Here is a 20,029-nt window from a genome sequence, read left to right as displayed (position 1 = left end):
TGGAACGATGCGGGGTCAGCCAGGGCAGCCCCGGATTGTCGACGGGCCGGCTCGTCAGATCGAGTCGAGGGCCGTGATGGTGTTCTGGCGTTCGAGGCTCACCGCGGTGGCCAGTTCGATGAGCGCCTCCTGCAACTGTCCGAGTGAGGGCGACCACTGCTCATGCCAGGCGCCCCGGAACCGCTCGGAGCGACTGCCCGTCCAGGTTGTGCCCTCCAGGGTGGCGGTTAGGCGGGTGCGGAGGTCTTCCACTTGGCCGGCGAAGGCGGTGAACTGCTGCTGGAGGTGGTCCATCTCCTCGGTATTCATGGTCAAAACAGACACGGTGGGGCCTTTCTGTCATCTGATCCCTCGGACGGATCAGCACATCCCTTTGTTAGCCGGTATACTGTCAAATAGCAAGAAAATTATCGAAAATAGCTTGCTTGCAGCTCGAATTGGCGGGCTTCCTCCCGCAAGGCGGCCTCAGCGGCCATCTGGACCCGAGCCGCGTCGGCATACAGTTCGTCGGCTCGGCGCTGAAGTCGGCGGGCCACCTGCTCGATCTCGTAGCGGAGCCGGAGCAGGTGGTTGTGCTGCTGGCGCAGACGGAGGCGGCTGGCGTCGGCAACGGTCGAGAGCCAAACATCTGGTCTGTGTCGGGCTACTGGACCCTCGAGCACATGGTCGAGTCCCCGCCAGGCCCTGTCGACGTCGGCCCGGACCTGCTCGCAGGCGATCGCCTGGCGTCGCAGATCATCGGCCAGGGAAAACAACTCGTAGGAAGACATGTGCCATCTAAACTACATTGTTTAGATTGAAAATCAATGAAGGCCCTTCGGTCGGGGAAATCTTGTCAGTTGGGCTAGGTCGAACCGGTACCGTGGAGATGGTGAGCGACTCTTCCAAGACGCGAATCGGCGTAGGCGTGCTGGGGTGTGGAAACGTCGGCTCGGCGTTTGTCGGACTGCTTGAGGAGCAGCGGTCGGCGATCGCGGAGCGCACCGGAATGGAATTGAACGTGGTGCGGGTGGCAGTGCGAAGTATGTCGCGCGACCGCGACGTGGTCTTGGCCGATGGGGTGCTGACCACCGACGCCGCCTCGGTGGTGAACGATCCCGAAGTGGACGTGGTGGTGGAGCTGATCGGAGGCATCGAGCCCGCCCGTGAGCTGCTGGCCGCCGCGCTGAAGCTGGGCAAGCCGGTGGTCACCGGCAACAAGGAGCTGCTGGCCAACTATGGCGCCGAGCTGTATGCCGCCGCTGACGCCGCTGGAGTGGATCTGCTGTTCGAGGCCGCCGTCGGCGGTGGGATTCCCCTGATTCGCCCCCTCCGGGAGTCTTTGGCCGCAGAGCCATTGCGGCGGGTGATGGGCGTTGTCAACGGCACCACCAACTACATCTTGAGCCAGATGACCGAGCACGGCACCAGCTATCACGACGCCCTGGCCGACGCGCAGTCACTGGGATTCGCCGAGCGCGACCCCACTGCCGACGTGGAGGGGTTCGACGCCGCGGCCAAGGCATCCATCATCGCCACAGTGGCCTTCGGGGCCCGGGTACTGGCCGGCAGCGTGTACCGGGAGGGCATCTCCGGCATCAGCTCCGCCGATATCGCCCACGCCCACCGGCTTGGTTATGTGGTCAAGCTGCTGGCCATTACCGAGCAGGTTGGCCAGGTTGAGGGCAAGCCCGAGCTAGCCGTGCGGGTTCATCCGGCGATGGTGCCGGTCGGCCATCCGCTGGCCTCGGTGCGCGATTCGTTCAATGCGGTGTTCGTGGAGGGCGACGCGGTGGGAGAGCTGATGCTCTACGGCCGGGGCGCCGGCGGGCGGCCGACGGCCAGTGCGGTGCTGGGCGACCTCATCGACGCGGCCGGCAACCGGTGCCGGGGCACATGGACCCCGATCGGCGATTTGGGAGATGCGGTTGTCTGTTCCATCGACGACTTGGAGTCGGAGTACTACATCATCATGGAGGTGCTCGACCGGCCGGGCGTGCTGGCCGCAGTGGCCGGGGTATTCGGGCGCCATGGGGTGAGCATCCGCTCCATGGAGCAGGAGGGCTTGGGCGACCAGGCTCGACTGGTGTTCATCACCCACGAGGCCACCGAGCGAGATGTGCAGGCCACATTGGGCGACCTCCGCGATCTGGACTCTGTGCGGGGAATGCCTGCGCTGCTGAGGGTCGTCGGTCAGGGTTGATGCAGTACATCAGCACCCGGGGCCGGGCCCCGGTTCTGGCATTCGGCGATGTGTTGTTGGCTGGCCTGGCGGCTGACGGGGGGCTGTATGTGCCCGACCGCTGGCCGGTCTTGTCGCCCGAGGCACTGGGGGGGCGACCCGGCCGGGGCGACTACGCCGATCTGGCCGCCGAGGTGATGTGGCCGTTTGTGGACGGGGCCTATTCCCGAGACCGGTTCGACGAGCTGGTGCGAGATGCCTACTCAGCATTCAACCACCCCGAAATTGTGCCAATGGTCGAGTTGGGCGACGGCCTGTGGCTCATGGAGCTGTTCCACGGCCCGACGCTGGCCTTCAAAGACATCGCCCTCCAACTGGTAGGACGCCTGTTCGACGAGGAGCTGGCTCGGCGGAGCGAGCGGGTGACCATCGTGGGGGCCACGTCGGGTGATACGGGGGCGGCAGCCATCGAGGCGGTACGCGACCGGGAGAACATCCAGATCGTGATCCTGCACCCCCATGGGCGGGTCTCCGAGATGCAGCGACGGCAGATGACCACCGTGGACAGCGCCAACGTCCACAACGTGGCCATCGAGGGTACGTTCGACGACTGCCAAGACCTGGTGAAGGCCATGTTCGGCGACGCCGATTTCCGGGCTGAGCAGCGACTCTCAGCGGTCAACTCCATCAACTGGGCCCGGGTCATGGCCCAAACCGTGTATTACGTGGCCGCTGCCACCCGGTATGGCTTGGAGCGGGTGTCGTTCTCGGTGCCCACCGGCAACTTCGGAAATGTGCTGGCCGGCCACGTCGCCCGTCAGATGGGCCTGCCGGTGGACCGCTTCATCGTGGCCAGCAACCGCAACGACATCTTGACGCAGTTCTTCACCACCGGCTCGATGGCCATTTCCGAGGTACACCCCACGATGTCGCCGAGCATGGACATCCAGGTGTCGTCCAACCTTGAGCGGCTGCTATTCGAGCTGTTGGACCGGGACGGGATTCGCACCGCCGAACTGCTGGAGGACTTCCGGGCCACCGAAGAGATGAGGATCGACGCCCGCATCTCCGCGGAGCTGGGCCAGAACTGGTCGGGTGTCCGAGTTGACGAAGGGGAAACCGCGGCCGCCATCGCCCAGCTCTATCGGGACACCGGTATGATCGTCGATCCCCACACCGCGGTGGGTCTGGCCGCCGCCCGCCGTTCTCGACGCGACCCCGACGGCGCCACGGTGGTGCTGGCCACCGCTCACCCGGCCAAATTCGGCGATGCGGTGGAGGCAGCCATCGGGACTCGCCCGCCGCTGCCTCCGGCGCTGGCCGAGTTGGCCGAGCGCCCGGAGCGCTGCCCGCGCCTGCCCAACGATCTGAACGCAGTGAAGGCCCATGTCGCCCAGTGCTCGGCACGGGCTTTCGGATAGCGGCTGACCACAATTGATCTGGCAGAATCGGGCATCGTGAAGTTCGTGGTGTGTGTAGCCGGCCTGCGGTGCTGTCGGACAGAGCAAGAGACTCATTCATCGTGAAGTACGTGGTGTGCATACCCGACGGGTGTTCTGATCTGCCGGTGCCTGATCTTGACGGGGCCACGCCGTTGGAGGCGGCTCACACCCCGGTGCTTGACGCCCTGGCTGCCCGGGGGCAGGTGGGATTGGCTCAAGTCATCCCTCCGGGAATGCCGCCGGGCAGCGATGTGGGCAACATGTCCATCTTCGGGTACGACCCCACCCGCTACCACACGGGCCGCTCGCCCATCGAAGCCGCCGCACTAGGCCTCACCCTCAGCCCCGACCAGGTGGCCTACCGCTGCAATCTGGTCACGGTGACCGACGACGGCATCATGGCCGATTTCTCCGGAGGCCACCCCGACTCGGCCCGGGCCGCCGAGGTCATCGCCGCACTAGACGCTGAGCTGGGGGGCGAGGTCAGCTTCCATGCCGGGGTGCAGTATCGCCACACGATGATTGCTCCGGCCGAATGGGCCGACGCGACCTGTACTCCGCCCCATGAGCTCTCCGATCTGCCGGTGGTCGGACCCCAGGGCCCGGCCGGTCCCAAGCTCGCCGCGCTGGAGGAGGCCTCCCGGTCGGTGGTGCCCAGATTCGGATTGAAGGCCAACCGGATCTGGCTGTGGGGACAGGGATTCCAGCCGGAAATGCCCTCCTTCCGGGAGATGCACGGTGTAGAGGCCGGAATGGTCAGCGCGGTCGACCTGGTGCGGGGGATCGGGGCGCTCACCGGCATGACGGTGGCCAATGTGCCGGGGGCCACCGCCTGGTACGACACCAACTACGAGGGCAAGCGAGATGCGGCTCTGGCCGGTTTGGCCGATGGCGCGGACCTGTATGCAATCCATGTGGAGGCCAGCGACGAGGCCGGGCACGAGGGCAATGTGGTCGAGAAGGTCAGATGCCTGGAGAACTGGGACCGGCGCATCCTGGCCGGCCTGATTGACGCCCTAGACCAAATGGGCCCGTGGCGGCTGCTGCTGTTGCCCGACCACGCCACGCCGCTGACCACCCGGAGCCACATCGACGATCCAGTTCCTTACCTGATTGTCGACTCAGAGGTCGATGGCCCCGGCGGTGTCTACACCGAACAGGGGGCGGCCTCAGCCGAGGTGGTACCCGGCCATCAGTTGATGGCCAAGCTTCTCGCATAGCGGGCCAACATGCCCGGAATGTTGCCACTGGTGGGAGATCGCGGTATTCTCTCTGGCGTTGGGACTGCGGTGTTGCTAGCAGTTCTGCGGGAAGCCTTCTGACCACTCGGTCGATTTCGACATTCCTTTTGTCAGCGTCCCGGTGGTTAATGGCTGCCTAATTCATGCCGTCTGCATTCGCGGATGACGTGCCGAACAACACGAAGTGCGTCCACAGAGATGTGGCGCTTCAAGGGAGAAACAAGTGCCCTCCAGTTGTGGCGTATCAAGGGAGAAATGTGAGCGTAGAGACCACTGAGCTGTCTCGGTCGAAACTTCAGCGCAAAGACCGGGCGCAGCTTCAGATCATCGCAAGGGCCATGGGCGGACGCCCTGAGCCCAAGGCCCGCAAAGCAGACATCGTGGACATGATCCTCGATCTCGCTGGCATAGGCGCCGACGGCGACGGCCAGGCCGCAGCCGATTCCGCTGGCAATGGGGCCGCCCCCGCTCAGGCGGAGTCCCCTGAGGAATCAAAAGAAGAGCAGGGCGAAGAGGCCGCTCCTGAGGGTGAGTCGCCCGAGGTCCAGCAGGACGAGGCCCAGCAGGATGAGGCCCAGCAGGACGACGCTCTCGAGGCGCGGCAGGATGCCTCGGTCGAGGAATCCGGAGAGGAAGAGAAGACGGACCGCAGCCGCTCCGACCAAGACCGTGAAGATCGCGGTGATGGGGACCGCTCCCGCCAGGGTCGGGATCGCCAAGACCGCTCCCGCCAAGAGGGGGATCGCCAAGACCGCTCCCGCCAGGGTCGGGATCGCCAAGACCGTCCCCGCCAGGATCGGGATCGCCAAGACCGTCCCCGCCAGCAGGAAGACCAGCCCGAGATCGGAAACCGTCGCCGTCGCCGTCGGGGCCGCAATGACAGGGATCGGCCCGACGAGCCCTGGGAGGGCGATCCCATCGCCATCTCCGGCCACTTGGACCTGAGAGACGACGGCTATGGCTTCTTGCGGATAAAGGGCTTTCAGCCGAGCAAAGAAGATGCCTACGTATCGGTCAAGCAGGTCCGCCAATTCGGGTTGCGCAAGGGCGACTTCCTCGCCGGGGGCTGCCGCCCAGCCACCCGGAATGAGAAGAACCCTGCCCTCTTGCACATCGACAGCGTCAACGGGCTGCCCCCCGAGTCGGTAAAGCAGCGACCCAAGTTCGAAGACCTGACCCCGCTGTTCCCCGACGAGAAGCTCCGGCTGGAGCGCGACGACGATCCGACCAACATGACCTGCCGCATCATCGATCTCTTGTCGCCCATCGGCAAAGGACAGCGCGGCCTGATCGTGTCACCACCCAAAGCGGGCAAGACCACGATCATGAAGGAGATCGCTCGATCCATCGAGTTGAACAACCCCGAGGTGCATCTCCTGGTGCTACTAGTGGACGAGCGCCCTGAAGAGGTAACCGACATGCGGCGCTGGCTGCTGCGGGGCGAGGTGGCGGCATCCACCTTCGACCGCCCGGCCGAAGAGCACACCCACGTGGCCGAGATGACCATCGAGCGGGCCAAGCGCTTGGTGGAGCGGGGCGATGATGTGGTAATCGTCCTCGACGGCATCACCCGCCTGTCGAGGGCCTACAACTTGGCTGCACCGGCCACCGGGCGCATTATGTCCGGCGGCATCGACACCGGCGCTCTGTATCCCCCCAAGAAGTTCTTCGGCGCGGCCCGCAACGTGGAGGAGGGCGGCTCGCTCACCATCCTGGCTACCGCGCTGGTGGAAACCGGATCCCGGATGGACGAGGTGATCTTCGAGGAATTCAAGGGCACCGGCAATATGGAGCTGCGCTTGGACCGGCACATCGCCGAGCGGCGCATCTATCCGGCCATCAATGTGGACGCCTCCTCCACTCGTCACGAGGAATTGCTCTTCGAGCGCCGTCAGCTCCAGCAGGTCTGGAAGCTGCGCCGGGTGCTCAACGGCCTCTCGAGCGACGGCAACGGGGGCGGGGCGGCCGGATTGGAGCTGCTGATGGATCGACTGCGCACATTCCCCAACAACACCGCATTCCTGGAGGAAGTGGCAAAAGGCCCCGCCGGGGTGTGAGGCTAGGAGCGACATGAAGCCCGACATTCATCCCGAGTACCGCATGGTGGTGTTTCAGGACACCTCCGCGGGCACGTCCTTTCTCACCCGGTCCACCATCGACACCACCGAGTCGGTGGTATGGGAGGACGGCAACGAGTACCCCCTGGCCAAAGTGGGAATCTCCAGCGCCAGCCACCCGTTCTTCACCGGTCAGATGACCATCGTGGACACCGCTGGTCGGGTGGAGCGCTTCGAGCGTCGCTACGGCCATCGCAAGCGGTCGTCCAAAGAGAGCTGACCCGGCGCAACCCCGCTTTCTGTCCCCGCGTTTTCCATTCCCGCTGGCAGTACGACCCCCGGGTAGTTTGGAAGCATGGAGGAGAACGCCGCCTACGAGGAGATTGAGGCGGAGTTTGTCGCGCTCGAAGGGCGTCTAGCCGATCCGGAGCTGCTGGCCGATCGGGACGCCTATGCCTCCACAGCCCAGCGCTACAAGGAATTGGAGGCCAAGGCTGTCCGGATCCGGGAACTGCGGGGCCATCGTGAGGACATAGAGACCGCCACTGAGATGCTGGCTGACGCCGACGCCGCCGAGCGAAGCTTGCTGGAGGCCGAGATCGAATCTGCTTCCGCCGCGGCCGAGGGGCTGGAAGCTGAGCTGGTCGAGTTGATGGTCCCCCGAGATCCCAACGACGGCAAGAACGTGATCGTGGAGATCAAGGGGGCCGAAGGGGGCGAGGAGGCCAACTTGTTCGCTCGCGACCTCTTCGACATGTACTCGGCCTTCGCTGGCCAGCAGCGCTGGAAACTGGAGATGATGAACGCCCAGAACTCCGACATGGGGGGCTACACCGATGTGGTGTTCATGCTGCGGGGCGACGACGTGTGGCGCAAGATGAAGTACGAGGGCGGTCCCCACCGGGTACAGCGGGTGCCGGTCACTGAGTCGCAGGGCCGGGTACACACCTCGTCGGCCACTGTGTCGGTGCTGCCCGAAGCCGAGGAGGTGGAGGTACACATCGACGAGAAGGACCTCCAGGTTGACGTCTACCGGTCGTCGGGCCCGGGCGGCCAGTCGGTGAACACCACCGACTCGGCGGTGCGCATCACCCACAAGCCCACCGGGATGGTGGTCTCGATGCAGGACGAGAAGAGCCAGCTTCAAAATCGAAATAAGGCCATGGCCGTGCTCCGGGCTCGGCTGCTCCAAGCCGAGCAGCAGCGCCAACAAGACGAGCTCTCCGAACAGCGCAGGGGCCAGGTGGGCGGCGGCGGCCGGTCGGAGAAGATCCGCACCTACAACTTCAAGGAGAACCGGGTCTCCGACCACCGCATCGGACTGACCCTCTACAAGCTTGATCGCATCTTGGCCGGTGCCTTGGACGAGGTGGTGGACGCCCTGGCCGAGGCCGAGCGGCACGAACACACCGTCGGATCATGAGCTTGGCGGCCCAGACCGTGACCTGGGGCGATGTGGCCATTGACGCCGCTCGCCGACTGGCGGAGACAGGAATTGCCGATGCCGAGGTGCAATCCCGCCGCCTCGTGGAGCAGGCGTCGGGATATGAAGGTGGCGACTACTACGTCGGTTTGACCAGGGTGCCCAGCCAGCGGGAGCTGGCTTATTTGGACGCCATGCTGGCCCGCCGGCTGGCTGGAGAGCCGTTGCAGTATGTGCTGGGGCGCTGGGGGTTCCGGGGATTGGACTTGATGGTGAGTCCCGCGGTGCTCATACCCCGTCCCGAGACCGAGACGCTGGCCGGTTTGGCCATTGCCGAACTGATCGACCGGGACCGGCACGGCGGTTTGGTTGTCGACCTGGGAACGGGCAGCGGTGCGGTAGGCCTGGCTGTGGCCGCTGAGTGCGAAACGGCCCAAGTAGTGCTGACCGATGTCTCTGCGGAGGCGCTGGCCGTCGCCCAAGCGAACCTGACTGGTTTGGGTCGAGCCGCGGTGCGGGTATCGACCTTTCAGGGGTCGTGGTATGAGGCCTTGCCCGATTCCCTGGTTGGGCTGGTGGATGTGGTGGTGAGCAACCCGCCGTATGTGCGCGACGACGAAGTTCTGCCCACCGACGTGGGTGACTGGGAGCCGGTGATGGCCCTGCGGGGTGGTTCCGATGGGCTGGACGCCGCCCGCCGGATATTGGCTGGTGCCCCTCGCTGGTTGAGCCCGGGAGGGTCGGTGCTGCTAGAGCTGTCGTCTGATCAAATGAATGCCGCCGGGGCTGTCGCCCAAGCCAGCGGGTTGGCTGTCGAAGCGGTTTTCCCTGATCTGGTTGGCAGAGACCGGGTGCTGAAATGTCGTCTGATGTAGCTCTGGAAGGCGCGGCCGAACTGGTGGAGATGGCTGTCGCCGAGCTGCGGGCGGGCCGAGTGGTAATCATTCCCACCGACACGGTGTACGGGCTGGCTGCCCTGCCCGAGAACGTGGATCTGCTGTTTGAGCTTAAGCAGCGTCCCCCGGACAAGGCGGTGGCCATCCTGGTGGCCCAACCCGCTGATGCCGAACAGCTTTTCGACCCGCTGCCCGCCACCCGGCGGCTCATGGAAGCCTGTTGGCCGGGGGCGCTCACCATCGTTCAAGACGGCTATGGTGTGCGCTGCCCCGACCACCCCTTGGTGCAGGCTCTAGCAGCCGCGGTCGGCCCGATCGCCACTACCAGCGCCAATCTCAGCGGCCAGCCCACTCCCCACACCGCGGCTGAGGCCGCGGCTCCATTCCCCGCTGTGCATTTGGTTGTCGACGGCGGCCGACTCCAAGCTCCGGCGTCCACTGTTGTGGAGGTGACCGAAGACGGGCTTAGCATCCTCCGCCAGGGGGCCGTGGAAGTGGAAGGAGTTGTCGAATGAGCCGGCCTGAGAGTCCCGCCTCGCGAGGCCGCAAAACCAATTTGGCCCTTTTCCGCTCGGCGATATCGACAAGATGATGTTGGCCCACGAATTTGGAGGGCAAGAACACCGTAAAGAGTCATCAATCAGGCCGCGGCCTGAGTAGATTGACCTATATGGCGCGAATCGCCGCCGGGGCCGACCACGCTGGGGTGCAGTTGAAAGACGTGCTGGTGGCCCATTTGCGGGAGTTGGGACACGACGTCGTTGACTGTGGCACCCACGGTACCGATCGGGTGGACTATCCCGACTTCGGCGAGGCGGTGGCCCGCAAGGTGGCTGCCGGCGAGGCCGAGTTGGGTCTGTGCGTGTGCGGCACCGGCATTGGGGTCGCCATGGCGGCCAACAAGGTACCCGGCGTGCGTGCGGCGAACGTGCACGATGTGACCTCGGCCCGGCTGACCCGAGAGCACAATGATGCCAACGTGATCTGCTTGGGAGAGCGGCTGGTCGGTACCGAGTTGGCCAAGGATGCCCTGGAGGCCTTTCTTGAGGCGACATTCGAGGAGGGTCGCCACGTTGCTCGGGTGGCCAAGATCGACGCCCTATTGCCCAATCAGGATGCCCAATGAGAGTGCCCGTTGAGAATGCTCAATCAGAATGCCCAATGAAGAGGTAGCGCCTTGATGTGGCCCGATAGCAGCAACGATCCGGTCTTCGACATGGTCCGCCGGGAGGTGGAGCGTCAGAACACCACCGTGCAGCTCATTGCCTCGGAGAACTTCGCCTCGCCCGCAGTGTTGAGCGCCACCGGATCGGTGCTCACCAACAAGTACAGCGAGGGGTATCCCGGTCGCCGCTACTACGGCGGCAACATGGTGATCGACGAGGTGGAGTCCATCGCCCGGGAGCGGGCCACCGCCCTGTTCGGCGCCGATCACGCCAACGTGCAGCCCCACTCGGGCGCCAACGCCAACGTGGCCGCTTACTTGGCCGTACTGGAGGCGGGCGACACTGTGCTGGGTATGAGCCTGGACCACGGCGGCCACCTCACTCACGGATCTCCGGTGAACATCAGCGGGCGCACCTACCGGTTCGTAGCCTACGGCGTAACCCCCAGCGACGAGCGCATCGACTACGACCAGATCCGGGATCTAGCCCTCGAGCACCAGCCCAAGCTCATTGTCGCCGGGGCCACCGCCTATCCCCGCATCATCGACCCGGCACCGTTCCGCGCCATTGCCGACGAGGTAGGCGCCCTGTTCATGTTCGACGCGGCCCATATTGCCGGGCTGATCGCCGGCGGCGTACACCCCAACCCGGTGCCCCATTCCGACATCGTCACCTTCACCACCCACAAGACGCTGCGCGGCCCTCGAGGCGGGGCCATCCTGTGTACTGAGGATCTGGCCCCGGCGATAGACAAGGCTCTGTTCCCCGGCCTTCAGGGGGGCCCTCTGGAGCACGTGATCGCGGCCAAGGCGGTGGCTTTCGGCGAGGCCGCTACCCCTGAGTTCGCTGACTATGCCGCCCGAATCGTGGAGAACAGCGGCGCATTGGCCATGGGCCTGGCCGAAGAGGGGTTCCGCATGGTGTCGGGCGGCAGCGACAACCACCTGCTGCTGGTGGATCTGCGGACCTTTGACGATGACCTGACCGGCAAAGTGGCCCAAGAGGTGCTCGACCGAGCGGGAATCACCCTCAACAAGAACACCGTGCCCGATGACCCTCGTTCTCCCTTCGTGGCCAGCGGGGTGCGGATCGGCACCCCGGCCACCACTACTCAGGGGATGGGACCGGTGGAGATGGGCCTTATCGCGGGCATGATCGGCCGCACTCTGCGCCAGCGAGACGACGAAGCGGTGGTGGCCGACGTCCGATCTGAGGTTGCCGATCTCTGCGGTCGGTTCACTCCGTATTCGCCGGCTGGCTAGGCGTGGAAGAGGGCGCCCCGAAACGCCATGGCCCCCGGTGTTGACAGCTACCTCGTCGTCTTTGCCGTAGCGGCAGGGGTCACCCTGGTGGCCACCCCGGTGCTGCGTCGCCTCAGCGAGCGATGGGGCCTGATGGTGGAGCCCGATGCCCGGCGAGTCCACGAGCGCTCCACCGCGGTGCTGGGCGGAGTGGCCATGTTCATCGGGTTTCTGTCAGCAATGGGGGTGGCCTGGCTGCTGGGCGACTTCGACGTGGTGTTCGCCACCGCATCGGAGCCGGTGGGAATAGTGATCGCCGCACTGGTGATGATCGTGTTCGGCACCTACGACGACGTGAGGGAGATGTCGGCGCCGGCCAAAGTGGCCTCCATGGTGCTGGCGGGGAGCATCCTGTCGTTCGCCGGGGTGACCGTGCTGAACCTGCGGCTGCCGGTGCTGGACGCGCTCATCCTTTCCCAAGATCTGGCCTTCGTGGTCACGGTCCTGTGGCTGGTGGCCATCGCCAATGCCATCAACCTCATCGACGGCCTGGACGGCCTGGCCGCGGGCATCGTGGCCATTGCTGGGCTCACGTTCTTCGTGTACTCCATCAAGCTCACCGACGAGGAGGTGCTGTTGCCCAACAACATCGGCCCGCTGATCGCCATCGTGGCCGCCGGGGTGGCGGTGGGCTTTCTGCCCCAGAACTTCCATCGGGCCCGCATCTTCATGGGCGACGGCGGCGCGCTGTTTCTGGGCACACTGCTGGCCGCCTCCACGGTGTCGGTCGGCGGCCGCAGCAGCGAGCCGTTCGCAGGGCAGACCTATTTTCTGTTCGCCCCCATGCTCATTCCGCTCATCATCTTGGCGGTGCCGGTGGTTGATGTTCTGTGGGCGGTGCTGCGGCGGACCCGAGCTCGCGCCAGCATCACCACGCCCGACAAGGAGCACCTGCACCACCGGCTGATGAGCCTGGGCCACGGCCACCGCCGCAGCGTGCTGATCCTGTGGCTGTTCACAGCGCTGATGTCCACCCTGGTGCTGTATCCCACCTACACCGGGGAGGGCGAAGCCATCATGGTTCCCGCCGCGGCGGTGCTGGTTTTGATGCTCTACACCGTCTTCCATCCCATTTTGCGCCGCCGCACCGCTTGAACACTTTGCCTGGCCACCAGTCTGATGATTTGGCCCCGTAGCCTGGTACGCGAAACCATTTCGGCGAGGCCAATCCGCTTGCCATAGGGGCCCAATTCGTGCCAACTGCAATGACGCAGAATCGCCAGCTATACAACCGCCAGAGCGCAGGAGACGCCCTCTCCATCGCCTTCGAACTGGTGGCCACCCCGGCGCTGTTTGCCTTTTTCGGCTGGCTCATCGACGGCGCGCTGGGCACCAGGCCGGTCTTCACGCTGGTCTTGTGCTTGTTGACTGCGGTTTACGCAGGATGGAAGGCCGTAAAGGCCTATAGCGACCGCATGGACGCCTACGACCGGGAACTGCCCAGTCGGCGGGTTGATACTGAGCTGGAGGCCACCGATGGCTGAGCGGCCGGTGGCGACCGGCGAGGAGGCGCCCGAGAAGGCTGTGGCTCTTGACATCATCCGCCGAGGGATGATCGGCGGGCCGGTGCTGGTCGGGATTTGCGCCGGTGTATGGGGGTTCGACGGATTGTGGTCCAGTGGCTACGCCCTCGGGCTGATCCTGATCAACTTCTGGCTGGCGGCCTCGCTCATCACTTGGTCTGTGCGGATTTCGCCCACCATGCTGATGGCCGGGGTTATGGGTGGGTACTTCATCCGCCTGGGCATTCTCACCGGGGCCTACTTCCTGGTGAGGAATACCGGCTGGTTTGAGGCCCTGCCGTTTGTCATCACGCTGGTCTTGGCCCATATTGTTCTGCTGGTTTGGGAGACCCGGTATGTCTCCATGTCCCTCGCTTATCCCGGCTTGAAGCCACAAGGAGCTGCTCAGTGAACGTGTTTGCCCTGGACTTTCCACCGGTCTCGCATCTGTTCGTATGGCCCGACTTCTTGTTCACCGACACTCCGGTGGCCCTCAACAAGACGGGGTTGATCTACATTGCCGCGCTGTTGCTGACCGCGGGGCTGTTCTGGGCGGCGGGCCGTCGGCGGGCGCTGGTGCCCACCGGGACGCAAACAGTGGCCGAAGTCGGAATCGAGTTCGTCGAGAACAGCATCATCATGCAGACCATCGGCCCCGACGGCCGCAAATACCTACCCTTCTTGACCACGCTGTTCTTCTTCGTCTTCTTCAGCAACATTTTCGAGGTCGTTCCGTTCATCCAGTTCCCGGCCAACTCCCGAATGGCTATTCCCCTGGCCCTGGCGCTGGTGGTGTGGGCCATCTACCACGTGGTGGGCATCCGGGCCCAGGGCTTCTACCACTACTTCAAGGGTGCGCTGTTCCCGCCGGGGGTGCCCAAGGCGCTCTACATCCTGGTGGCTCCCATCGAGCTGCTCCAGATCCTGCTGATCCGCCCGTTGTCACTGGCCATCCGGCTCTGGGCCAACATGGTGGCCGGCCACCTGCTGTTGGTGACCTTTGCCGTTCTGTCGGCCGCACTGTGGGGAACCCTCTATGTGCCCGCGGTGCTGCCGTTCGCGGCGTTGATTTTGCTCACCGCGTTCGAGATCTTCGTCTCGGCCCTCCAAGCCTTCATCTTCACCATTCTCACCGCCGTGTACATCGGCGGATCCCTACACCCCGAGCACTAGGAGACGTTTACCTTGCTTGCACTGATATCCACCATCCTTGCCCAGATTGATCACGCCGAAAATGGCCTGAGAGCCATCGGCGCCGGTCTGGGCTACGGACTCGCCGCCATCGGTCCCGGTGTCGGCATCGGCATCGTGGTGGGCAACGCCATCACTGCCATGGCCCGTCAGCCGGAGTCGGCCGGCGTGGCTCGGACCACGATGTTCTTGGGCATCGCCTTCACCGAGGCGCTGGCCCTCATCGGATTCGTCGTCTTCATCCTCCTTCTGCCATGAGCAAGCGGCTATGGGCCGCGGCTGCCGTGGTGGTGGCCGCGGTCGCGCTCAGCGCGTCGGCGGCGAGTGCCGCAGGGGAGACCGTGGGTTCTTGCATCTTCGATGAAGTGACCGCGGTCAAAGAACTCGTCACCGTCGACTTCGATGAGATCGAGACCCTCAAGAATACGATCGCCAGCGAAGATGCAAGTGATGCAAGTAAAGAGGAGCGAGAGGCTGCCAAAAGGGAGCGAGAAGCTGCGAAGGAAGCCAAAGAGGAGATCGTCAACAAATACGAGACGGACCTCGAAGGCTGTGTGGCGGCCCCCAATCCGATCATCCCCGAGCCCACCGAGATTATCTGGGGTGGTGCGGCGTTCGTAGTCCTTCTGGCGCTGATGAAATGGAAGCTGTTCCCGGTGGTGAAGAACCTCATGGAGCAGCGCACCCAGCGCATTCAAGACACTATCGACGACGCCGACCGGCAGCGGGCCGAAGCGGCCGAGGTCAAGGCCAACTACGAGGCGGAGTTGGCAGATGCCAAGACTGAGGCGGCTCGCATCGTGGACGAGGCCCGGGAGCAGGCCGGCGTGGTTCGAGCCGACCTTCAGGCTCGGGCCGAGGCCGATATCGCCGATATGCGGGAGCGGGCCGCGGCTGATGTGGAGGCGTCCAAGCGCCAGGCCATCGCCGACTTGCAGTCGGAGGTGTCCGACATCGCCCTCGGTGCCGCCGAGGCGGTGCTGGGCCGCAGCCTGGAGGATCCGGAGATGCAGCGCCAGCTCGTCGACGACTACATCGCCCGCGTGGGCGCCGACCAGGGCTAGGTTCACCATGGCCGAGCGATCTGCCAGCTACGCCGATGCCGTAGCCGCGGTGGCCCGGGCCGAGGGGAACCTCGATCTGGTGTCCGACGAGCTCTTCCGCGTCGCTCGGGCGCTGGAGGGCTCCGACGAGCTCCGGATGACGCTGTCCGATCGTCAGATCCCTGCCGCTCGCCGCCAGCAGATCGTGGAAGATCTGCTGGGCGGCCATGCTTCTGACACCACTACCGCCATGGTGTCCATGATCGTGGCCGCGGGGCGGTCGTCCGATCTGGCCGGCATTGCCCAAGAGGCGGTGGAGCTCAACGCCCGAGACCGAGGCCGTTCAGTGGCCGAGGTACGGTCTGCGGTGGCGCTGACCGAGGACCAGGCCGAGAGGCTGGCCGACGCACTGAGCGCGGCCACCGGCCATCGGGTGGACATCAAGGTGATCGTCGATCCCAGCGTCATGGGCGGCGTGGTGGCCACCATCGGCGACGAGGTGATCGACGGATCAGTGCGCCACCGCCTGAGCCAGCTTCGGGACTCCTTCTAGTCCCGTGAGCGCAAATGTGAAGAACGTTTCTGACCGAGGAGAGCAATGGCAGAGCTGACCATCGACACCGGTTCCATAGCCGAGGCCATCCGCCGCAACCTGGAGGGGTTCCAACCCGAGGTTGAGCTGGCCCAGGTGGGGCGGATCACCGAGGTGGGCGACGGTATCGCCCGCATATCCGGGCTGCCCGGCGCCGCGGTGAACGAGATGCTGGAATTCGAGAACGGGACCATTGGTTTGGCCCTGAACCTCGACGAGGACTCCATCGGCGCGGTGGTGCTCGGAGAGGTGGATGAGATCGAAGAGGGCCAGGCCGTCCGCTCTACCGGCGACATCCTGTCGGTTCCGGTGGGCGACGCCCTGTTGGGCCGGGTGGTGAACGCCCTGGGCGAGCCGGTAGACGGCAAGGGACCCGTTGTCGGCGCCGACACCCGCCGTATGGAGGTGCAGGCCCCTGGCATCACCGGCCGCAAGCCGGTACACGAGCCAATCCAGACCGGCATCAAGGCCATCGACTCGCTCATCCCCATCGGCCGGGGCCAGCGGGAGCTGATCATCGGCGACCGCAAGACCGGCAAGACCACCGTGGCCATGGACACGATTCTCAACCAGAAGGGCCAGGGGGTGAAGTGCATTTATGTGGCCATCGGCCAGAAGGCCTCCACCGTGGCCCAGGCGGTGGCCACCCTGGCCGAGCGGGGGGCCATGGAGTACACGGTGGTGGTAGTAGCCCCCGCCTCCGACCCGGCTCCGTTCAAGTATTTAGCCCCCTACGCCGGCTGCGCCATGGGCCAGCACTGGATGGACAACGGCGGCCACGCCCTGGCGGTGTACGACGACTTGTCGAAGCAGGCCGAGGCTTATCGCCAGATGGCGTTGCTGCTGCGCCGCCCACCCGGACGGGAGGCCTATCCCGGCGACGTGTTCTACCTCCACAGCCGGCTGCTGGAGCGGGCCGCCAAGCTGAGCGACGATCGAGGGGCGGGATCGCTGACCGCGCTGCCCATCATCGAGACCAAGGCCGGCGACGTGTCGGCCTACATCCCGACCAATGTGATTTCCATCACCGACGGGCAGATCTTCTTGCAGGACGACCTGTTCAAGTCGGGGGTGCGGCCCGCGGTGGACGTGGGCATCTCGGTGTCCCGGGTGGGTTCGGCCGCCCAGGTCAAGGCCATGAAGTCCGCGGTGGGCACCCTCAAGGCTGACCTCCAGCAATTCCGCGAGCTGGAGGCCTTCGCCGCCTTCGGCTCCGACCTCGACGCCGTGTCCCAGGCCCAACTCGACCGGGGCTATCGCCTTACCGAGTTGCTCAAGCAGGGCATCCAGGCGCCCATGCCGGTTGAAGAGCAGGTGGTGTCGCTGTACGCCGGTACCCGGGGCTACCTGGACAACATCCCCGTCGAAGACGTCGCTCGCTTCGAGTCGGAGCTCTTGGAGTGGGTCCGGACCCGCAACGCCGACCTGATGTCGTCGGTGGTCGAGACCGGTGCAGTGGACGAGGACGGGTTAGAGGCCGCGGTGTCGGCCTTTGCCGCTCAATTCGAGTCGTCAGCCGAGCCCGAGGGCGATGAGCCCGATGCGGAGGCCCAGGCCGCAGCCGAAGCCGGGGTGGTGGACGCCGACCACACCCTGCCCGAGACCGACATCCAGCGTCCCGAAGAAGACTGATCTATGCCGGGTGGTCAAGAGCGAGCATTGCGCCGACGCATCACGTCGGTGCAGTCGACCAAGAAGATCACCCGCGCCATGGAGCTCATCGCCGCCACCCGGGTGGTGAAGGCCCAGCAGCGGGCCCACGCCGCCCGTCCCTATTCGACCAAGCTCACCAGCGTCATCGAGGACGTGGCCGCCGGGGGGGCGGAGGCCTCCCACCCGCTGCTGGAGCGCCGCGAGACGGTACGCCGAGTGGGCTTTGTGGTCATCACCTCCGACCGGGGCCTGGCCGGGCCGTACAACAGCTCGGTGATCAAGGCCGCCGAGCGGGAGCTAATGGATGCCCAGACCAAGGGGCGGGACTACTCGCTCATGCTCATCGGCAAGAAGGGCCAGGACTATTTCCGGTTCCGCAACTACCGGATCGACGAGGCGTTCACCGGCATGAGCGACACCCCCACCTACGACGACGCCCGCCAGGTGGCCGAGATCGTGGCCGACCGGTTCGAGTCAGGCCACATCGACGAGGTGATATTGGCCTACATGGAGTTCTTCACCATCGGCACCCAGCGGGTGGCGGTGCGCCGCTTTCTGCCGCTGGAGAGCATCGATGTGATTGCCGCCGCCGGAACGGGCGAGCTGCGGGCCGCATTCGAGTTCGAGCCCTCCCCCGAGGGAGTGCTCGAGTCACTGTTGCCCCGCTATGTGGAGTCGCGGCTGTTCTCGGCCCTGCTGGATGCGGCCGCGTCTGAACACGCCAACCGCCAGCGGGCCATGAAAGCGGCCACCGACAACGCCGAGGAGCTGATCACCAAGCTCACCCGGGCTATGAACCGGGCCCGCCAAGACGCCATCACCACCGAGATCATGGAGATCGTCGGCGGTGCCGAAGCCCTAAAGGACGAGGACGATGACGGTGAAATCGCCGACCTCCTCGCCACCGCAAACCAGTAGGAGAAGAAGTAGAGATGTCGGAGAACCTCAAAGACGGCCGAGTGGTCGGAATCGCCGGCCCGGTGATCGACGCCGAGTTCCCCCCGGACGCCCTGCCCGAGATCAACACCGCCCTCGAGTTCGACGTGAACGTCGACGGTGAGATCATCACCGTGAAGGCCGAGGTGGCCCAGCAGATCGGCGAGGGCCGGGTGAGAGCCATCGCCCTCAAGCCCACCGACGGTCTCACCCGGGGCACGGTGGTGCGCAACACCGGCCAGGGCATGACCGTGCCGGTGGGAGACGTGACCCTGGGCCACGTGTGGAACGTGGTGGGGGAGTGCCTCGACACCGACCGCGACACCCTGGACGTGGGCGAGGAGTGGGAAATCCACCGCCCGGCCCCGTCGTTCGACTCGCTAGAGCCATCGACCCGCATGTTTGAGACCGGCATCAAGGTCATCGACCTGCTTACCCCCTACAAGGAGGGCGGCAAGATCGGCCTGTTCGGTGGCGCCGGTGTGGGCAAGACGGTGCTCATTACCGAGATGATCAACCGGGTGGCCACCCAGCATGGCGGCGTTTCGGTGTTCGCCGGTGTGGGCGAGCGCACTCGTGAGGGCACCGACCTGTTCTTGGAGATGGAGGAGTCGGGCGTTTTGGACAAGGCCGCCCTGGTGTTCGGCCAGATGGACGAGCCTCCCGGTGTGCGGCTGCGGGTGGGCTTGGCCGGGGTGACCATGGCCGAGTACTTCCGCGACGTGCAGAACCAGGATGTGCTGTTGTTCATCGACAACATCTTCCGCTTCGTACAGGCCGGCTCCGAGGTATCCACCCTGTTGGGCCGGATGCCCTCGGCGGTGGGCTACCAGCCCACGCTGGCCGACGAGATGGGAGAGCTCCAAGAGCGCATCACCTCCACCCGAGGCCGCTCCATCACCTCGTTGCAGGCCGTGTACGTGCCCGCTGACGACTACACCGATCCGGCGCCGTTCACCTCGTTCACCCACTTCGACGGCACCACCGAGCTGAGCCGCGACATCGCCGCGCTGGGCATCTACCCGGCGGTGGACCCGCTGGCCTCTACCTCGACCATCCTCACCCCCGAGGTGGTGGGGGATCGCCACTACGGCGTGGCCCGCCGGGTGCAGGAGATCCTCCAGCGCTACAAGGAGCTTCAGGACATCATCGCCATCTTGGGCCTCGACGAGCTGTCGGAGGAGGACAAGGTGATCGTGTCCCGGGCCCGCAAGGTGCAGCGGTTCTTGTCCCAGCCCATGTTCGTGGCCGAGGTGTTCACCGGCCTGCCCGGAGTGTTCACCCCGGTCACCGAGACGGTGGACTCCTTCGAGGCGCTGGTCAACGGCGACCTCGACGACCTGCCCGAGCAGGCCTTCTTCATGGTCGGCGGCGCCGAGGACGCCCACCGCAAAGCCGCCGAACTCGAGGCCCAGGCAGCCTGAC

22 protein-coding genes are annotated in these 20,029 nt (G+C 65.3%); 20 read left to right on the top strand and 2 right to left on the bottom strand.

All coding sequences use genetic code 11. The annotated features are described in order from the left end of the window. Positions 1-54: 54 nt before the first annotated feature. Positions 55-309 carry a WXG100 family type VII secretion target gene (locus tag OXG30_01760; protein MCY4133627.1) on the bottom strand — a complete coding sequence of 85 codons (255 nt, stop codon included), beginning with the start codon at positions 307-309 and terminating at the stop codon, positions 55-57. Positions 310-407: 98 nt separating this feature from the next. Beyond that, a complete protein-coding gene (locus OXG30_01755) occupies positions 408-770 on the bottom strand; it encodes a hypothetical protein (GenBank protein MCY4133626.1) in 363 nt (120 codons plus the stop codon). Positions 771-868: 98 nt separating this feature from the next. On the opposite strand from OXG30_01755, the gene OXG30_01750 reads away from it, so the two are divergent. From OXG30_01750 to atpD, 20 genes are all read left to right on the top strand, one after another. Then, positions 869-2,182, top strand: coding sequence for a homoserine dehydrogenase (locus tag OXG30_01750; GenBank protein MCY4133625.1), 1,314 nt, complete (start codon positions 869-871; stop codon positions 2,180-2,182). Next, positions 2,182-3,582: a threonine synthase gene (thrC, locus tag OXG30_01745; GenBank protein ID MCY4133624.1), complete on the top strand. Its 1,401-nt coding sequence runs from the start codon at positions 2,182-2,184 to the stop codon at positions 3,580-3,582. Before OXG30_01750 ends, thrC begins: the two co-directional genes overlap by 1 nt. Positions 3,583-3,632: 50 nt before the next feature. Beyond that, positions 3,633-4,823 (top strand): 2,3-bisphosphoglycerate-independent phosphoglycerate mutase, encoded by a 1,191-nt coding sequence (gene apgM, locus OXG30_01740; protein ID MCY4133623.1) that lies wholly within the window; start codon positions 3,633-3,635, stop codon positions 4,821-4,823. Positions 4,824-5,101: 278 nt separating this feature from the next. Beyond that, entirely contained in the window at positions 5,102-6,901 is a 1,800-nt protein-coding gene (gene rho / locus OXG30_01735; protein MCY4133622.1) for a transcription termination factor Rho, read from the top strand. A gap of 13 nt (positions 6,902-6,914) precedes the next feature. Next, positions 6,915-7,181 (top strand): type B 50S ribosomal protein L31, encoded by a 267-nt coding sequence (locus OXG30_01730; protein ID MCY4133621.1) that lies wholly within the window; start codon positions 6,915-6,917, stop codon positions 7,179-7,181. Between the two features lie 75 nt (positions 7,182-7,256). Continuing rightward, positions 7,257-8,324: a peptide chain release factor 1 gene (gene prfA, locus OXG30_01725; GenBank protein MCY4133620.1), complete on the top strand. Its 1,068-nt coding sequence runs from the start codon at positions 7,257-7,259 to the stop codon at positions 8,322-8,324. Beyond that, positions 8,321-9,199: a peptide chain release factor N(5)-glutamine methyltransferase gene (prmC, locus tag OXG30_01720; protein MCY4133619.1), complete on the top strand. Its 879-nt coding sequence runs from the start codon at positions 8,321-8,323 to the stop codon at positions 9,197-9,199. Before prfA ends, prmC begins: the two co-directional genes overlap by 4 nt. Further along, positions 9,184-9,735 carry an L-threonylcarbamoyladenylate synthase gene (locus OXG30_01715; protein MCY4133618.1) on the top strand — a complete coding sequence of 184 codons (552 nt, stop codon included), beginning with the start codon at positions 9,184-9,186 and terminating at the stop codon, positions 9,733-9,735. The genes prmC and OXG30_01715 overlap by 16 nt, the downstream gene beginning before the upstream one ends. A 155-nt stretch (positions 9,736-9,890) precedes the next feature. Next, positions 9,891-10,346 carry a ribose 5-phosphate isomerase B gene (gene rpiB / locus OXG30_01710; protein ID MCY4133617.1) on the top strand — a complete coding sequence of 152 codons (456 nt, stop codon included), beginning with the start codon at positions 9,891-9,893 and terminating at the stop codon, positions 10,344-10,346. 54 nt (positions 10,347-10,400) lie between these two features. Beyond that, positions 10,401-11,648, top strand: coding sequence for a serine hydroxymethyltransferase (locus tag OXG30_01705; GenBank protein ID MCY4133616.1), 1,248 nt, complete (start codon positions 10,401-10,403; stop codon positions 11,646-11,648). Between the two features lie 27 nt (positions 11,649-11,675). Further along, complete coding sequence (locus tag OXG30_01700; protein ID MCY4133615.1) at positions 11,676-12,782, top strand: MraY family glycosyltransferase; 1,107 nt, start codon at positions 11,676-11,678, stop codon at positions 12,780-12,782. A gap of 98 nt (positions 12,783-12,880) precedes the next feature. Then, entirely contained in the window at positions 12,881-13,171 is a 291-nt protein-coding gene (locus OXG30_01695; protein MCY4133614.1) for an AtpZ/AtpI family protein, read from the top strand. Continuing rightward, on the top strand, positions 13,164-13,601 hold the full coding sequence (locus tag OXG30_01690; protein ID MCY4133613.1) for an ATP synthase subunit I: 438 nt from the start codon (positions 13,164-13,166) through the stop codon (positions 13,599-13,601). The genes OXG30_01695 and OXG30_01690 overlap by 8 nt, the downstream gene beginning before the upstream one ends. Then, positions 13,598-14,362, top strand: a complete 765-nt coding sequence (atpB, locus tag OXG30_01685) for a F0F1 ATP synthase subunit A (protein ID MCY4133612.1) — start codon at positions 13,598-13,600, stop codon at positions 14,360-14,362. Before OXG30_01690 ends, atpB begins: the two co-directional genes overlap by 4 nt. Before the next feature lie 33 nt (positions 14,363-14,395). Further along, positions 14,396-14,638 (top strand): ATP synthase F0 subunit C, encoded by a 243-nt coding sequence (gene atpE, locus OXG30_01680; protein MCY4133611.1) that lies wholly within the window; start codon positions 14,396-14,398, stop codon positions 14,636-14,638. Then, positions 14,635-15,444 carry a F0F1 ATP synthase subunit B gene (gene atpF / locus OXG30_01675; protein ID MCY4133610.1) on the top strand — a complete coding sequence of 270 codons (810 nt, stop codon included), beginning with the start codon at positions 14,635-14,637 and terminating at the stop codon, positions 15,442-15,444. The genes atpE and atpF overlap by 4 nt, the downstream gene beginning before the upstream one ends. Before the next feature lie 7 nt (positions 15,445-15,451). Next, entirely contained in the window at positions 15,452-15,976 is a 525-nt protein-coding gene (atpH, locus tag OXG30_01670) for an ATP synthase F1 subunit delta (GenBank protein MCY4133609.1), read from the top strand. Positions 15,977-16,021: 45 nt separating this feature from the next. Then, a complete protein-coding gene (gene atpA, locus OXG30_01665) occupies positions 16,022-17,647 on the top strand; it encodes a F0F1 ATP synthase subunit alpha (protein ID MCY4133608.1) in 1,626 nt (541 codons plus the stop codon). A 3-nt stretch (positions 17,648-17,650) separates the two neighbouring features. Next, positions 17,651-18,586 carry a F0F1 ATP synthase subunit gamma gene (locus OXG30_01660; protein MCY4133607.1) on the top strand — a complete coding sequence of 312 codons (936 nt, stop codon included), beginning with the start codon at positions 17,651-17,653 and terminating at the stop codon, positions 18,584-18,586. A 14-nt stretch (positions 18,587-18,600) separates the two neighbouring features. Further along, a complete protein-coding gene (gene atpD, locus OXG30_01655; protein ID MCY4133606.1) occupies positions 18,601-20,028 on the top strand; it encodes a F0F1 ATP synthase subunit beta in 1,428 nt (475 codons plus the stop codon). Position 20,029 lies beyond the last annotated feature (1 nt).

This window comes from bacterium (assembly GCA_026708015.1).
Classification (GTDB): domain Bacteria; phylum Actinomycetota; class Acidimicrobiia; order Acidimicrobiales; family Bin134; genus Poriferisocius.
Note: the sequence above shows the minus strand (reverse complement) of the source record. Positions and strands in the feature narration are given on the sequence as shown.

Coding starts and splice junctions, on each gene's coding strand:
- atpF (MCY4133610.1), top strand. CDS start 14,635: ATGAGCAAGCGGCTATGGGCCGCGGCTGCCGTGGTGGTGGCCGCGGTC.
- OXG30_01700 (MCY4133615.1), top strand. CDS start 11,676: ATGGCCCCCGGTGTTGACAGCTACCTCGTCGTCTTTGCCGTAGCGGCA.
- OXG30_01730 (MCY4133621.1), top strand. CDS start 6,915: ATGAAGCCCGACATTCATCCCGAGTACCGCATGGTGGTGTTTCAGGAC.
- atpD (MCY4133606.1), top strand. CDS start 18,601: ATGTCGGAGAACCTCAAAGACGGCCGAGTGGTCGGAATCGCCGGCCCG.
- OXG30_01690 (MCY4133613.1), top strand. CDS start 13,164: ATGGCTGAGCGGCCGGTGGCGACCGGCGAGGAGGCGCCCGAGAAGGCT.
- OXG30_01750 (MCY4133625.1), top strand. CDS start 869: ATGGTGAGCGACTCTTCCAAGACGCGAATCGGCGTAGGCGTGCTGGGG.
- OXG30_01755 (MCY4133626.1), bottom strand. CDS start 770: ATGTCTTCCTACGAGTTGTTTTCCCTGGCCGATGATCTGCGACGCCAG.
- prfA (MCY4133620.1), top strand. CDS start 7,257: ATGGAGGAGAACGCCGCCTACGAGGAGATTGAGGCGGAGTTTGTCGCG.
- thrC (MCY4133624.1), top strand. CDS start 2,182: ATGCAGTACATCAGCACCCGGGGCCGGGCCCCGGTTCTGGCATTCGGC.
- OXG30_01760 (MCY4133627.1), bottom strand. CDS start 309: ATGAATACCGAGGAGATGGACCACCTCCAGCAGCAGTTCACCGCCTTC.
- prmC (MCY4133619.1), top strand. CDS start 8,321: ATGAGCTTGGCGGCCCAGACCGTGACCTGGGGCGATGTGGCCATTGAC.
- OXG30_01715 (MCY4133618.1), top strand. CDS start 9,184: ATGTCGTCTGATGTAGCTCTGGAAGGCGCGGCCGAACTGGTGGAGATG.
- OXG30_01660 (MCY4133607.1), top strand. CDS start 17,651: ATGCCGGGTGGTCAAGAGCGAGCATTGCGCCGACGCATCACGTCGGTG.
- OXG30_01705 (MCY4133616.1), top strand. CDS start 10,401: ATGTGGCCCGATAGCAGCAACGATCCGGTCTTCGACATGGTCCGCCGG.
- atpA (MCY4133608.1), top strand. CDS start 16,022: ATGGCAGAGCTGACCATCGACACCGGTTCCATAGCCGAGGCCATCCGC.
- atpH (MCY4133609.1), top strand. CDS start 15,452: ATGGCCGAGCGATCTGCCAGCTACGCCGATGCCGTAGCCGCGGTGGCC.
- rpiB (MCY4133617.1), top strand. CDS start 9,891: ATGGCGCGAATCGCCGCCGGGGCCGACCACGCTGGGGTGCAGTTGAAA.